At 37.9% G+C, this 14,017-nt stretch carries 12 protein-coding genes and 1 pseudogene; 3 read left to right on the forward strand and 10 right to left on the reverse strand.

The genetic code is table 11. The features are described 5' to 3' along the window. The 7 genes and pseudogenes from DRF60_RS15980 to DRF60_RS16010 form a co-directional block, all read right to left on the reverse strand. Positions 1 to 270, reverse strand: a pseudogene (locus DRF60_RS15980) (class I SAM-dependent methyltransferase); the annotation flags it as partial. 3 nt (positions 271 to 273) lie between these two features. Beyond that, entirely contained in the window at positions 274 to 1,914 is a 1,641-nt protein-coding gene (gene pgi / locus DRF60_RS15985) for a glucose-6-phosphate isomerase (protein WP_116013002.1), read from the reverse strand. Positions 1,915 to 2,120: 206 nt separating this feature from the next. Then, positions 2,121 to 2,729 carry a hypothetical protein gene (locus DRF60_RS15990; RefSeq protein ID WP_116013003.1) on the reverse strand — a complete coding sequence of 203 codons (609 nt, stop codon included), beginning with the start codon at positions 2,727 to 2,729 and terminating at the stop codon, positions 2,121 to 2,123. Continuing rightward, positions 2,719 to 3,228 carry an RNA polymerase sigma factor gene (locus DRF60_RS15995; protein ID WP_116013004.1) on the reverse strand — a complete coding sequence of 170 codons (510 nt, stop codon included), beginning with the start codon at positions 3,226 to 3,228 and terminating at the stop codon, positions 2,719 to 2,721. Before DRF60_RS15995 ends, DRF60_RS15990 begins: the two co-directional genes overlap by 11 nt. 25 nt (positions 3,229 to 3,253) lie before the next feature. Next, a complete protein-coding gene (locus tag DRF60_RS21805; protein WP_116013005.1) occupies positions 3,254 to 3,523 on the reverse strand; it encodes a TraB/GumN family protein in 270 nt (89 codons plus the stop codon). A 4-nt stretch (positions 3,524 to 3,527) separates the two neighbouring features. After that, the gene (locus DRF60_RS21810; protein WP_116013006.1) at positions 3,528 to 4,124 is read right to left on the reverse strand and encodes a TraB/GumN family protein; all 597 of its coding nucleotides are present in this window, start codon (positions 4,122 to 4,124) and stop codon (positions 3,528 to 3,530) included. A gap of 157 nt (positions 4,125 to 4,281) precedes the next feature. Next, a complete protein-coding gene (locus DRF60_RS16010) occupies positions 4,282 to 5,184 on the reverse strand; it encodes a DUF4349 domain-containing protein (protein WP_116013007.1) in 903 nt (300 codons plus the stop codon). Between the two features lie 207 nt (positions 5,185 to 5,391). Between DRF60_RS16010 and DRF60_RS16015 the strand changes: the two genes are divergently transcribed. Further along, positions 5,392 to 6,750 carry an acyl-CoA dehydrogenase family protein gene (locus DRF60_RS16015; protein WP_116013008.1) on the forward strand — a complete coding sequence of 453 codons (1,359 nt, stop codon included), beginning with the start codon at positions 5,392 to 5,394 and terminating at the stop codon, positions 6,748 to 6,750. 97 nt (positions 6,751 to 6,847) lie between these two features. Here the strand turns inward: DRF60_RS16015 and DRF60_RS16020 are convergent, their stop codons facing one another. Beyond that, a complete protein-coding gene (locus tag DRF60_RS16020; RefSeq protein ID WP_116013009.1) occupies positions 6,848 to 7,225 on the reverse strand; it encodes a DoxX family protein in 378 nt (125 codons plus the stop codon). 157 nt (positions 7,226 to 7,382) lie between these two features. Here DRF60_RS16020 and DRF60_RS16025 point away from each other — a divergent pair, with 157 nt between their 5' ends. Further along, entirely contained in the window at positions 7,383 to 7,622 is a 240-nt protein-coding gene (locus tag DRF60_RS16025) for a bacteriocin-like protein (RefSeq protein WP_238640225.1), read from the forward strand. A 125-nt stretch (positions 7,623 to 7,747) separates the two neighbouring features. Here DRF60_RS16025 and DRF60_RS16030 read toward each other — a convergent pair whose 3' ends face one another. Both DRF60_RS16030 and lon read right to left on the reverse strand, forming a co-directional pair. After that, a complete protein-coding gene (locus DRF60_RS16030; protein WP_111958497.1) occupies positions 7,748 to 8,860 on the reverse strand; it encodes an AI-2E family transporter in 1,113 nt (370 codons plus the stop codon). A gap of 240 nt (positions 8,861 to 9,100) precedes the next feature. After that, positions 9,101 to 11,506, reverse strand: a complete 2,406-nt coding sequence (gene lon / locus DRF60_RS16035; RefSeq protein WP_116013010.1) for an endopeptidase La — start codon at positions 11,504 to 11,506, stop codon at positions 9,101 to 9,103. Between the two features lie 260 nt (positions 11,507 to 11,766). Between lon and DRF60_RS16040 the strand changes: the two genes are divergently transcribed. Next, positions 11,767 to 13,920, forward strand: a complete 2,154-nt coding sequence (locus DRF60_RS16040; RefSeq protein WP_116013011.1) for a peptidylprolyl isomerase — start codon at positions 11,767 to 11,769, stop codon at positions 13,918 to 13,920. Positions 13,921 to 14,017 lie beyond the last annotated feature (97 nt).

A 14,017-nucleotide genomic window follows, 5' to 3' on the forward strand; every position in this document is an offset into this window, starting at 1 on the left:
GGCTACTGCTGTTCTTCCGATACCGCATCCCACATCCAGAACATGATCTGTATTTTGTAAGCCAATATATTTTTTAAGTGCATTTACCTGACGGATTCCGTGAGGAATAAAGTCGCTGCCGCCTACATAAATGTCTCCTTTTTTAGGTTCATTTTTCGATCTTTTTCCGGTAATTCCTTCATAAAGATCGATCGGAAAATAATAAATTTTCCGCCCCAAAAGCCTGAGACGAGGAGGAAGTTTATAATAATATGACCGTAATGCAGACATATGCTATTTGTTTCCTTTATAATAATTAATCAATCCATTCGTAGAACTGTCGTGAGAGCTGATTGCCTCATTGTTTTCAAGTTCAGGAAGGATCTTATTAGCTAAAACTTTTCCTAATTCCACCCCGAACTGATCGAAGCTGAAAATGTTCCAGATCACCCCCTGAACAAAGATCTTATGCTCATACATGGCAATTAACTGGCCTAATGAAAAAGGAGTTAATTCCTTGAATAATATAGAGTTAGTAGGTGTGTTTCCGTGGAAGACTTTGTAGTTTAATAACTTATCAATTTCTTCATCGGATTTTCCTGCGTTTCTTAATTCTTCTTCTACTTCCTCTTCAGATTTTCCGAAGGCAAGTGCTTCAGTCTGTGCAAAAAAGTTAGCCAAAAGCTTAGGCTGATGATCAGAAACTACATTGCTGCTTTTCACATAAGCGATAAAATCTGCAGGAATAAGTTCAGTTCCCTGGTGAATTAGCTGGTAGAAAGCATGTTGGCCGTTCGTACCCGGTTCGCCCCAAATAATAGGCCCTGTTTCATATTCTACGAATTCTCCGTTTCTGTCTACACATTTTCCGTTACTTTCCATATCTCCCTGCTGAAGATAAGCTGCAAATCTGTCCAGGTATTGAGAGTAAGGAAGTATTGCGTAGCTTGTTGCCGCATAAAAATTACGGTACCATATACCTAAAAGTCCCATTAATACCGGAATGTTTTCAGAGAAATCTGCAGTCTGGAAATGCTGATCGGTATCATTTGCACCTTTTAAAAGCTGCTCGAAATTGTCATAACCAACTGCCAGAACAATACTCAGACCGATAGCGCTCCAAAGAGAATATCTTCCGCCTACCCAGTCCCAGAATTCGAAGATGTTTTCTTCTGCAATCCCGAATTTTTTAACGGCTTCAACATTAGTCGATAAAGCCACAAAATGTTTGGCAACATCTTCTTCTTTTCCTGCTTTCAGGAACCAGTCTTTTGCAGAATTGGCATTGGTCATTGTTTCCTGAGTAGTAAAAGTCTTGGAAGCAATAATGAACAATGTGGTTTCAGGATTCAGGGTTTTAACGGTTTCAGCGATGTGATTACCATCAACATTGGAAACGAAATGAACGTTTAATCTTGTTTTAAAATGTTTTAAAGCTGAACAAACCATTACCGGTCCAAGATCTGAACCTCCGATTCCGATATTGACCACATCGGTAATTTCTTTTCCGTTGAAGCCTTTGTGTTCCCCTGAAATAATTTTTTCAGAGAAAGCTTTCATGTGATCAAGAACTCTTCTGATCTGAGGTTTGATATTTTCACCGTCTACAATGATTTCTTTATCTGAGAAATCCCTTAATGCTGTATGCAGAACTGCTCTTCCTTCTGTTTCATTGATCTTGTCACCAGAAAACAGTTTGAAAATGGCATCTTTCAGCTGACATTCGTTGGCCAATTGAAGCAAAAGCTCCTTCGTTCTTGTATCGATCAGGTTTTTAGAATAATCAAAAAGGAAATTATCTTTCTGTAAAGAGAATTCTTTAAAACGGTCAGGATTGTATTGGAAAAGGCTTCTCAAATCAAAGTCATTTCCTGCAAAATGTTCGTCAAGAGCTTTCCAGCTGGTGGTTTGTATAGGGTTTATTGTTGATAGCATATTTTAGAAATTATATAGGATCAGAAAGTAGAAGCCAGGATCAAATACTTAAAATCCTTATCATTTTATTTCTGATTTGCAAATTTAAGGAAAAATAAAACCTCAGATAAATTTGAACGCGATAAATAACAATTTTTTAACCATGAAACCTCAGAGCAGGTCTGAGGTTTCATAGTTATTGTTTTGTAAAAGATGAATCAGAAAAATTATTCGTCCGTTTCGTTAAGTATATTTTCCAAACGTTTTGCGTGGCGTCCGTAAAAGTATTTAGTCCATAGAACAATGCTGATTACAATTGCTAAGGTTCCAAGAAGTACAATCAGAATAAAAGCCTGCTGGTAAGAATCTGCAAAACTGTCTAAAGACATTCCTTTTTTCTGAAATATATTGTAAAACTCCAATCCTAAAGTGATCATGAAGTGTGGAAGAAGGAGAAATCCGAAAGACTGATATCGTTCCATATTCAGCTTCAGTTCATGATATATTTTCCAGAGGCTGTTTTTTGTATTTCCGGTATACAGTTCGGTTTGCTTATAAAATTTATAGAATCCGAACAGATAATAAGATGATATCACGACTAACATGGCGTAAGAAGTATAGTAAATAATATACTGGGATTCAGGGAAATGTAGTTGTTGCGGAAAGAATGCAATAAGAATAACGGCAATGATCTGCATTGGAAATTCCGCTTTCATACTTTTCTGGATCTTTTCGATAGGATGTTTGCTTTTCTTTAGCTGTTCTATGGTGTTGGGAATATTGACGTTTTCGCCGTCCTCATTATTCCACTGTTCTTTTAATTGATCAAAATTCATAGCCTGATTTTTTTATGATTTGCTGTATTTTTTCTTTGGTTCTGTTGAGTTTTACACGGGCATTGCCCTCGCTTAATCCCAGATTGTCTCCGATTTCTTTATGGGACATACCTTCCATGAAATAGAATATGACGGCTTTTTCCAGAGCCTTAAGCTCCTGGACCGCACTGTAGAAAACTTCCAGCTGTCTGTCTTTTGCGGGATTGTAATCTTCGTGCTGAACTTCAAAATGATGGGGTACATCTGTGTGGTTATCCGTCCGTTTTTTTTCCTTTTTTAAGTAAGTAATGGCAGTATTAATCGCGACCCGGTACATCCATGTAGAGAATTCACTGTTGCCTTTGAAGTTCTGGTAAGATTTCCAGAGCTGGATAAGAATTTCCTGCTGGAGATCTTCCCGGTCTTCCAAAGAGTCAGCATAGATCCGGGAGGCTTTATATAAAATGCCTTTGTGTTGGTTGACGAGCTTTAAAAAAGCGATTTCAGTCTGACTGCTCACAATAATTTCATGGTTTGATTATACGTTATAGACTTAATACCGGTTTTACAGTATATCCTTTGGATCTTAAAAGTTGGATAATTCCGTTTTCTCCCATCAGATGAGCACCTCCTACTGCAAAGAAAGAACTTTCTTTTTGCATTATTTCAGGCATTTTTTCTGCCCAGTTTTTATTTCTGTCTGTAAGCATGGCTTTTTCCTGTTTGGCATTCATTATTTTATCATCTTTAAATAAAGTGTAGACAGATTTTACATCTTCCTTTTTAAATGCAGTAACCATTTCTTTGAGTAACATTTCATTATTCTTTTCCCATTTTTAACTGCCCGATCACTGCTTTCAGGTCATAGGCTTCATTAATGGAGGTCATCTGATCTTCAGCCTTTTCAAGGCCATAAACTTTCTTTTTGCTTTTAAGGGCATTTTGAAGAAGCTCTATTTCATATAATTTCATTTCAGTTTGCGGACACGGTAAGGCCTTCAGTGAAATAAGTGTATATAATCCCTGTGAACTGGAATGATCCATTTTCTTTAAATCTGTTCCGTAGCCAGCAAGGATCTTATCCAGTTCTTTTGCCTCTTCGGGAGTAAGCTGATCTGATAGTTTTTTATCTGTCTGATACATTTTCTGCATCGCTGCTATTTCAGCGGGATCTGTATAATTGATCTCCATCACAAGATTATCAGATTTTTCAAGGGCTTTCATCACTTTCGGTTTGATCTCAAAATCCTGGATGCACATGATATGGCAGGTTCCTGCAATATAAGAAGGTTGGGTAAGACCGTTTCCAGAAACTTCCCAAAGTGTACTGCTTTCCGCGTTGGTATTTTGAGCTTTTACTGTCATAACGGTTGCCGATAATAACGTTGCGAACCCAAGTTTTACTAAATTTTTCATATGATTAAAGTTTTTTTATTATTCATTCTTTAAACAGTAGGTAAGGGCAGGATAATGATCGTTACAGTTTTTTTTGAAAAAAATAAAAAACCTCCCGTGAAGGAGGTCTGTAAAATCTAAAATTATGATGATAACCAGCTGGTTAGGATTGCTTTTGTTATTCCTGAATTTTTGTACGTTCCGGTTTTGTAAGTTTTCTTTTTCTTAAAAAGTATACAACGGTGACTAAGATTAATAAAAGCGGCCATATGGTGATAAGTCCCACTGCGATCTTTTGAATCAGGTAAAATCCTTCTACAAAAGCATTTTTAGCATCGTATATAAAATTGAATTTGTATCTGTTATCAAGGCTGCTGGTGTTGGTTATAGCAATTTCAGCGATGCGCAGCTTCGGTTCTTTAATGTAAATATCTATGGTGCTGTATTTTATGTTATCCGAAACATCCATATTCGTAAGCTGCTGGAGATTTCCTTCCGCCATATTATCGTTGTCCAGCTTTACTTTGTCTTTATTGGTTTTCAGTTGTTCAATGTTTTCACCTGTCTTTTTAATTCTTTTGCCTTCCATTTCTGCGTACTTAATGCCTGATGTTACATCTTCAGCATTGATGGTCCTTGAATTCAGGAAAAGTTTTTTATCATTAATTTTTACAAGCAATTCACCAAGTTTTTCCGTCGGAACGCGTACCTGCATCGTATTTTCTGTCTGGTACTTTTTGATCAGCATCGCGTCATTATCGGAAGTATTATAGGTCTCCTGTGAGATCACATTGCTCTGAAGATTGCTGTGGGCTACAAATCCTCCGAGATCCTGAACTGTCTTTTCAATGGAAACGGTTGCTTCATAGACATCCTTGACTTCCATATTTACGTCAGCTGTTTTAATGAACTGTTTGTCCTTTACCGTCATAGTGGCTACAGAGGAAACGCTGTCTGTAACTACGGCAACAGCAGAATCTGTAGCATAGCTTTCAGTGGAGACCGCTTCTCCTTTTTTACATGAATAGATTCCTGATAAAAGAATTGCTGACAGAGATAATTTAATGTAAGTCGTTTTCATAGCGTTGATTTTTGTGGGTTTTCTTAGGTCAAAGTTCAGGCAGGATCTATTGTAATATTTGAAAATCAATCGCAAAAAGTTTGTAAAGAAATATTCAGTTTTAATTTACTGTGAATGAGTGTTTTGTAAAATAAGACCTCATAGAATGACTTGTTTTCGGAGCAGTTTTTGCTTAACTTTTACAAATCAATCCCACAAAACATTACTATGTCAAATACTTTTTCCAAAATCAGAAATGCTATAGAATTATTCAGATCCATAGATTTTGACCAGCTGAGTGCTATTTCTCAAAAAGTTGATCTGCCTAAGCTGATGCAGAATTTCTCCAAGCTGGATGATAAACAGCTGAAGGGAATGATGAAAATGCTTGATCCCAATAAGAAAAAACGGGAACTTCCTCCCATTGATGGTGATTTTTACGACATCTACCATACGCTTACTCCGGAACAACGGGAGATTCAGCTTAAAGTAAGAGCGTTTATGGAAAAAGAAGTGAAACCTTTGGTCAATCATTATTGGCTGAGGGATGAATTTCCTTTTGAACTCATTCCGAAGTTTCAGAAACTGAATATTTGCGGTGTTACCTATGAAGGATACGGCTGTCCGGGAATGCCTTTTCTGATGGAAGGTGTCATTGCTATGGAAATGGCTAGAATTGATGCCTCTATTGCCACATTCTTTGGAGTACAGTCGGGTCTTGCGATGGGATCTATTTACATCTGCGGATCAGAAGAGCAGAAGCAGAAGTGGCTTCCACAGATGCAGAAATTCGAAAAAATAGGAGCTTTTGGTCTTACAGAACCTGAAGTGGGTTCCGGAGCAGCAGGCGGTCTTACCGTTACCTGCAAAAAAACAGAAGAAGGCTGGATCCTTAATGGCCAGAAAAAATGGATCGGAAATGCAACATTTGCAGATCTGATCATTATCTGGGCAAGAGATCTTGACAGCGGTGAAGTAAAAGGTTTCATTGTTGAAAAAGACAATCCGGGATATTCCGTTGAGAAAATAAAAGGTAAAATGGCACTGAGAATTGTGCAAAACGGATTAATCACCTTAACCGATTGTCTGGTAACCGAAGAAAACCGCCTGCCAAATGCCAATTCATTTAAAGATACCGGAAAAGTCCTGCGTATGACCAGGGCAGGTGTAGCCTGGATGGCTACGGGCTGTGCAAGAGGGGCATACGAAAGTGCATTGCAATATACCAGAACCAGAGAACAGTTCGGGAAGCCTATTGCTTCATTCCAGATGATTCAGGGGCATTTGGTGGAAATGCTTTCCAATCTTACCGCCATGCAGACGATGGTCTTCCGGCTTTCGGAGATGCAGGATGAAGGAATTTTAAAGGATGAACATGCGTCCCTGGCCAAAGTTTTCTGTACTTTGAGAACCAGAGATATTGTTTCCAGGGCGAGAGAAGTGATGGGTGGAAACGGTATTCTTCTTGAGTATGACGTGGCAAGATTTGTGGCAGATGCCGAAGCCATTTATTCTTACGAAGGAACAAAAGAAATCAATTCACTGATTGTAGGAAGATCAATTACAGGATTCAGTGCATTTGTATAGATTCTTAATGTGAATGGTGAATTGTCATTACTGAGTATCGCAGGATGTAAAATTGACAGCGAAGCTAATTGATAATTCACCATTCATCAATAACTTCCTAGCTAATCAAAGCCTTATATTTCTCCCTGTTATCAATAATCATCCAAAGATTAATCAGGAACAGAGCTCCTGCGATGGACATTACCATGGTAGATTTGTCTATTGTGAATACGTGAACCACAATTCCCACCATTACGGGTAAAATGACAATGGCTCCTAATGCTCTTGTTTTTGGGAAAATAAATAATAGCCCGCCAACAACTTCTACAATTCCCACCAGAGGCATCAGCCAGTGAATTTCTCCAAATGCGGCGAAAAGTTTCATTTGCTCAGGCGTTGGCTTTTCCATTGGCATATAATTAAAGAATTTGTTTAATCCGGCATTGATAAACATAAGCCCGAAAAGAAGGGCAAAGATAAATTTTACGATTTTCATAATTGTTGATTTTATCTCAAATGTAAAACAAAAATGCTATTCGTAAGTCTGTTTTTATTAAAATTTGTTAATATTTTAGATTTATCCCCATGTTTGGAATAATTTCTAATTTCATTTAATATATTTGTTCTACAAATCAAAACTAAACAATCGTATTATGCTGAAAAATCTTCAAAAATTAAATCGTGAGAATTTAAAGAAAGTTCATGGCGGAGGAAAACCTCCTATCTGTGATATTGGACCGGAAGGCTGTCCGTGTATCATTCCACCGGGAGATCCTTGCTTAGGAGGCGGAGGTGGTGGTGGCGAAGATTTGGGATATTGCCCTGATAGCCATACATATATTCCGTGTAACCAGACCTGTCCAAGCGGAATGAGCCCATTGTGTGCACTATAAGATCAACTATAGGAGCTGTCTCAATGGAGGCAGCTTTTTTTATTAGTAATAACAGTCAGTAAGTAATAAATGATGACTAAAACATTATCATTCATTACTCATTACTCATTACTCATTGTCAATGATCAATCCATTTCCTTCAATGTGATATTCTTAGAAATCTTGTAGCTCTTTTTCTTTTTATTCGGCTTTTCTTCTTCCCCGAGCAGCTTGCCCCATGGCTTTAAGCCGTCTACTCTTTCAAAAATAATTTTAATGATTGCAATAGCCGGAATGCAGAGGAACATTCCTGCGATCCCCCAAAGATGTTCGCCTAAAATAATTCCGATGAAGGAAAACAGAGCATTGATCTTTACTTTTGAACCTACAACAAACGGAAGGACAATATTTCCGTCAATGATATGTATGGCAATATACCCGATTGCTACGTATACACAGGTAGAAGGGGCGCCGGTTGCAAAGGCAATAAAACATGATATTAAGAGGGAAATACATATTCCCAGATAAGGAATTACATTTAATAAGCCTGTCAAAATAGCCAGAAGTATGGCATATTTTATTCCTAAAACAGTAAGAAGGATGGTGCAGAGCATTGAAACAATTAAAACCTGCAGACAAAGTCCGAAAATATATTTTTTAGTCATGACTCTGATCTCGTTAACCACTTCCTGTACACTTGCTTTATGTTTTTCGTTAAAAACGGTTACAATGAAATTATTAAGAACCCTTCTGTAATTTAAAATAAAGATAAAGAACAAGGTGAAAAATACGATAAAGCCAAAACCGCTTGAAAATATCCCGAAAGTAAAACCAAGGATCACTCCCGAGGAAGAAAGGAGCTTATTCAAGCCCTGGTTAATATAATCCAGCTGCTCATCTATCTTTACATTGAAGGTTTTTGAAATCCAGTGCTGCAGATTACTGAAAACAGTCGTCACCTGATCCCTTAGGTGGGGAATGTCTTTGCTGAAATCAGAAAGTTGTGATCCGAAAAAATAAATAAGCCCGGATAAGATAGCCAGCATCACAAAAACCGAAGTCATTGTTGATATAGATCTTGGAAATCTTAATTTTCTTTCCATGAAAGTGGCGGCGGGAAGAAAGAGCATAGCCATTAAAAAAGCTAAGAAGAAAGGGGCTAATATGCTCTGCCCGAGTGCCAGCAGGTAACCCAAGCCAATGATGGAAATAACTACAAGCGTAAGGTTAACAAGAAAAGGAAGTCGAAGAAAATTCATAATTTTTCAGATCTGTTGCATAAAAATAAGAAAACCCGTCTAATTAAAGACGTGTTTTGGTTTAATTAACATAATTCTTTTTGAAAGAGAAGCCATAGGACAGTGTCGTGTGGTACGTGTTTTTTTTTAAATTAATCTCAATTATTTTTTTGTGCTTTTGCAGCTGAACTTAATGACAAAAAACGCACCTCAAATATAATCTGAGATGCGTTTCCTTATTGAGAGTTGATATGTTCTGAATTATTTTTCGATCGCAAAGTCGACTACTTCCTCCATTCTGTTCACATAATGTACAGTCAGGTTTTTTAGATAATCTTTTTTGATCTCTTCCACATCTTTTCTGTTGGCTTCACAAAGAATGACCTCTTTTATTCCTGCTCTCGTGGCTGCAAGAAGTTTTTCTTTGATTCCGCCTACAGGAAGTACTTTTCCTCTTAACGTAATTTCACCTGTCATCGCAAGATGAGGTTTTACTTTCTTATTTTTGAATGAAGAAACTATTGACGTTAGCATAGCAATACCTGCAGACGGCCCGTCTTTCGGCGTTGCCCCTTCCGGAACGTGAACGTGAATGTTTTTTTTGTCCAGCTCTTCCTGCGCTATTCCGAGTTCGTCATGTTTGGCTTTGATATATTCCAAGGCAATGGTTGCAGATTCTTTCATAACGGTACCCAGGTTTCCGGTCATGGTAAGACCTCCTTTTCCATTACTTAAAATACTTTCAATGTATAAAATATCTCCACCTACACTTGTCCAGGCTAAGCCAGTTACTACGCCAGGTACTCCGGTGATTTCAGACAGGCTTTTCGGTCTTGGAACGCCAAGGATCTCATCTATTTTTTCAATAGTGATCTTTGGATCATATTCTTTCATCAGGGCAGTCTGAAGTGCAACCCATCTTGCAATAGATGCAATCCTTTTTTCCAGGGTTCTTACACCGCTTTCTGAAGTGTGTGCTTCAATAATATGTTTAAGTTCAGGATTTCCAAGTTTGAATGATTTTCCATCTAAGCCATTTTCTTCCTGTTGTTTTTTGATCAAATGTCTCTTCGCAATCTCTGTTTTTTCCTCCATAGTATAGCCGGCAATCTGAATGATCTCCGTTCTGTCTAACAATGGTGTTTGAATTGTGGAAAGTGAATTTGCTGTGGCGATAAACATCACTTTAGATAAATCATATCCCATTTCAAGGAAATTGTCATAGAAAGATTTATTTTGTTCAGGATCAAGGACTTCTAAAAGAGCCGAACTCGGATCACCATGAAGCCCCTGAGCTATTTTGTCAATTTCATCAAGAACGATTACCGGGTTGGAAGTGCCTGCTTTTTTGATAGATTGCAGGATTCTTCCTGCCATAGCTCCGATATATGTTTTTCTATGTCCGCGGATTTCACTTTCGTCGTGAAGTCCTCCGAGAGATAACCGTACATATTTTCTTCCCAAAGCATCGGCAACGGATTTTCCTAAAGACGTTTTTCCTACTCCCGGAGGTCCTACAAGTAAAAGAATAGGAGATTTCATGTTGTTTTTGAGCTTTAAAACAGCCATATGTTCCAGAATTCTTTTCTTTATATCTTCCAGCCCAAAGTGAGCTTTATCTAAAGTTTTTTCAGCTTTAGCAATATCAAAAACATCTTTTGTATAGGTTTCCCACGGAAGATCCGTAAAGAAATCAAGATAATTTCTCTGAACGTTATAATCCGGAGAATTCGGGTTCTGGCGTTGCAGTCTACTGATCTCTTTTTGAAAATGATCTTCTACTTCCTGGCTCCATTTTTTTCTTCTTGCTTTATTGATGAGATCCTCGACGTCACTTTCCGGACCACCTCCCAGCTCATCCTGAATAGTTCTGATCTGCTGATTAAGGAAATATTCTCTCTGCTGCTTGTCAAGATCCTTTGATGTTTTCTGGTGGATTTGGCTTCTTAATTCCAGTTTCCTGAAATCCTCATGCATCATTTCATAGCACTTATTAGCCCTTTCCATAAGGCTTTTTTCCTCAAGCAGCTTTTGTTTTTCCGTAGAAGGAAAACTTGCATTGGTACAGATAAAATTCAGGAGATCATCATTATTGTTGATGTTTTTTATAGCGAAATTAGCCGCATTGGGAATATTAGGATCCAGTTCAATGATCTTTAAGGCTAAATCTTTGATGTTTTCAAGTAAAGCCTCATATTCTTCCTTATTTTTCGGCTGGGAATCTTTCAGTTTTGTGATTTCTGCTTTGAAATAAGGTTGGTTTTCTACAATCTTTTTTATTTTAAATCTGTGGAAACCTTTTGTGATAGCTGTAATATTGCCTTCGGGAAGCTTAATGATCTTAATAATCTTTGCCAGGGTGCCGGTCTGGTACATATCTTTTTCGCCAGGCTGTTCCAGATCTGAGTTTTTCTGGCTCACAATTCCAATGAACTCACCATTTTTCTGTGCTTCATCAAGAAGCTGTATCGATGTTTTTCTTCCTGCAGTAATAGGAATTACCACATTTGGAAACATGACCATATTTCTTACGGGAAGTATAGGGAATGTTCTCTGTTCGGAATTCTTATCAGTTTCCGAAAAGTCTGAAAGATTGATCTCTTCAGCTACAATGTCAAACCCATCGCTGATCATTTCCTCTAAACTAATATCTTCAAATTCTGTCATAGTTAATCAAATGACAAATTGTCATCTTCGTTTTAAATCGTTAAAATGATATTTTACAATATGCGCTGAAAACGTGCAGCGTATTATAGTTATATAAATTGCACAATACCTATGCCATTTGTTTTTTGCTAAAAAATATGGTCAAAATTTCCTTTTTTTAGTAATCTTTCATTTTAAAAATTAAAATAAAGGAGTTCTGCTTCTCTAATTTCTTAAAAATGTGTATTTTCGCAAACTGATAAAAAACTATAATATATAAAATGGCAATTTTAGGACAGATTAGGAGTAAGCCTTGGCTTTTGATGGGAGTGATCGCATTGGCGCTTTTAGCGTTTCTGGTAAACCCCGAAAGTATCGACAAGGTTTTTGGAAAAAATCCTGATGTTTTAGGAAAAGTAAACGGTGAGAAAGTCACCCGCGAAGAGTTCAATGATCAGCTTTTCGTACTGCAACAGCAGGCTGAGCAACAGGGCCGTCCAAAAACGGGACTTGAAGAGCAGGCTTGGCAGTTACTTGTACAATCTAAACTTATCAAGCAGCAGTTTGAGAAATTGGGTTTTGAAATGACTGATGATTATTTCTGGAACCAGATCCAGTACGATCAGATGTTCGCCCAACAACAGCAGTTCTTTGATGAGAAAGGTAATTTTAAAACTCAAGAGCTTAAAAAAGAGATTGAAACATTAAAAAACACCAATCCTGAAGGCTACAACCAGTGGCTTAAAACCAGAAAAACTGTGGAATACAGGCTAATGGCAAGACAGGTGTTTACTAATATTTCTGCAGGGATCACTACTGGTAAAAAAGAAGCTGAAGAGCTTATGAAGCAGAGAGATCAATTGGCTGACATCGATTTTGTAAAGATCGACTATGCTGCTTACCTTCAGAAAACAAAGATCAATGTTACTACGGCAGACCTTGAAAACTATATCAAGCAGCACCCTGTAATGTTTAAAGCTGAGCCTAGCAGAAACATCGGAATTGTTTATTTCCCTTCTAAACCTAGCCCAGCCGATGATGCAGCAACTCAGAAGGAAATCAATAAGCTTTTCTCAGGAGGTACGGATGCAAGTGGAGGAACAGAGAACTTCCAGAATACGAAGAACGACTCAATGTTCATAATGGCCAATTCTGATATGCCTTTCAACAACCAGTATTCAGCACCTGCCCAATTGCCTCAGACAATCCAGGGACAGATTTCAACTGCAGCTATCGGACAGACTTTCGGGCCTTACAAAGAGCAGAATTTCTATGTGGTTTCAAAACTTTTGGATAAAAAGACTTCAGATTCTACATTGTCAAGACATATCCTTATCGCTTTCAAAGGAAGCCCCGCAGGAGAAGGTGTAACAAGATCTAAAGAGCAGGCTAAGAAACTAGCAGACTCTATCGGAGCTATTGTGAAAGCAACACCTGCGAAATTCACAGAGTTTATCAAAATGTCTAACGACCCAAGTTCTGCAGCACAGGGAGGAAGCTTAGGATGGACTACTCCGGAAACTCCTTTTGTTCCGGAATTCCTTACCTACTTGGCTAATAATCCTAAAGGAGCTACAGGTGTTGTAGAAACACAGTTTGGATATCATATCATTAATATTGAAGATAAAAAAGCAGGGGCAATGAGCTATAAAGTGGCTAACCTTGTAAAAGAAGTTAAACCTTCAGATGCTACGGAAGCTGAATCTGATAAAAAAGCAAGAAGATTCATTCAGCAGGTTCAGGGGAAATCTTTCAACGATTTTGTGAATATTGCTAAAAAAGGAAATTATCAGTTCTCCAATCCAAAATTAGCCAAAAGATTCGACGGACAGCTTCAAGGGCTTGGTACAGATAAGGACGAAGAAATCTTAGCATGGGCTTTCAATAAGAAAAGATCTAAAGGAGATACGGAATTCTTCACAGTAGAAGGTACAGGAGATAAAATTGTAGTTTACCTTAACGGAAAACAGGAGGAGGGTCTTGCGGATCCAGAATCTGTAAGAGATCAGATCGAGGTTATCGTTAAAAATAAATTAGCAGCAAAACAGATCTCTGATAAAATTACAGGGGCTAAAGCTTCAAATTTAGATCAGATTGCTAAATTATTTGGCTCTACAAAGCAGACAGCTCAGGTTAATATGCTTAACCCTTCAGTAGCCGGTGCTATGGAGCCTAAAGTTGCAGGGGCAGCTTTCGGTGTTACAAAAGGCAAACTTTCTAACCCTATTGAAGGTGGAACGGGAGTTTATGTACTGATCAAGAAATCAGAAACAGTGAACAAGCAGCCGGGAGACCTTAAGCAGTTTACAGAATCTATTACCCAGAGAAGTGCAAGTATGTTCGGACAGGCTTGGATGAAGAGTCTTCAGGATAATGCAGATATCGAAGATTACAGAATCGAAATCTGGAACAAGCTGGGAAATCAGCAACAGTAAGAAATTAATTTTTACAGATATAAAGCGGCAGAATTTTCTGCCGCTTTTTTTGTATTTAACGCAGAACAATAAAGAAAAAGATTAATTTAAAATGTGT

This window comes from Chryseobacterium elymi (genome assembly GCF_003385495.1).
Taxonomy (GTDB): domain Bacteria; phylum Bacteroidota; class Bacteroidia; order Flavobacteriales; family Weeksellaceae; genus Chryseobacterium; species Chryseobacterium elymi.

Excerpts from the sequence above, each read along its gene's own strand:
- pgi (WP_116013002.1), bottom strand. The coding sequence starts at position 1,914 with ATGCTATCAACAATAAACCCTATACAAACCACCAGCTGGAAAGCTCTT.
- DRF60_RS15990 (WP_116013003.1), bottom strand. The coding sequence starts at position 2,729 with ATGAATTTTGATCAATTAAAAGAACAGTGGAATAATGAGGACGGCGAA.
- DRF60_RS21805 (WP_116013005.1), bottom strand. The coding sequence starts at position 3,523 with ATGTTACTCAAAGAAATGGTTACTGCATTTAAAAAGGAAGATGTAAAA.
- DRF60_RS21810 (WP_116013006.1), bottom strand. The coding sequence starts at position 4,124 with ATGAAAAATTTAGTAAAACTTGGGTTCGCAACGTTATTATCGGCAACC.
- DRF60_RS16010 (WP_116013007.1), bottom strand. The coding sequence starts at position 5,184 with ATGAAAACGACTTACATTAAATTATCTCTGTCAGCAATTCTTTTATCA.
- DRF60_RS16015 (WP_116013008.1), top strand. The coding sequence starts at position 5,392 with ATGTCAAATACTTTTTCCAAAATCAGAAATGCTATAGAATTATTCAGA.
- DRF60_RS16020 (WP_116013009.1), bottom strand. The coding sequence starts at position 7,225 with ATGAAAATCGTAAAATTTATCTTTGCCCTTCTTTTCGGGCTTATGTTT.
- DRF60_RS16025 (WP_238640225.1), top strand. The coding sequence starts at position 7,383 with ATGCTGAAAAATCTTCAAAAATTAAATCGTGAGAATTTAAAGAAAGTT.
- DRF60_RS16030 (WP_111958497.1), bottom strand. The coding sequence starts at position 8,860 with ATGAATTTTCTTCGACTTCCTTTTCTTGTTAACCTTACGCTTGTAGTT.
- lon (WP_116013010.1), bottom strand. The coding sequence starts at position 11,506 with ATGACAGAATTTGAAGATATTAGTTTAGAGGAAATGATCAGCGATGGG.
- DRF60_RS16040 (WP_116013011.1), top strand. The coding sequence starts at position 11,767 with ATGGCAATTTTAGGACAGATTAGGAGTAAGCCTTGGCTTTTGATGGGA.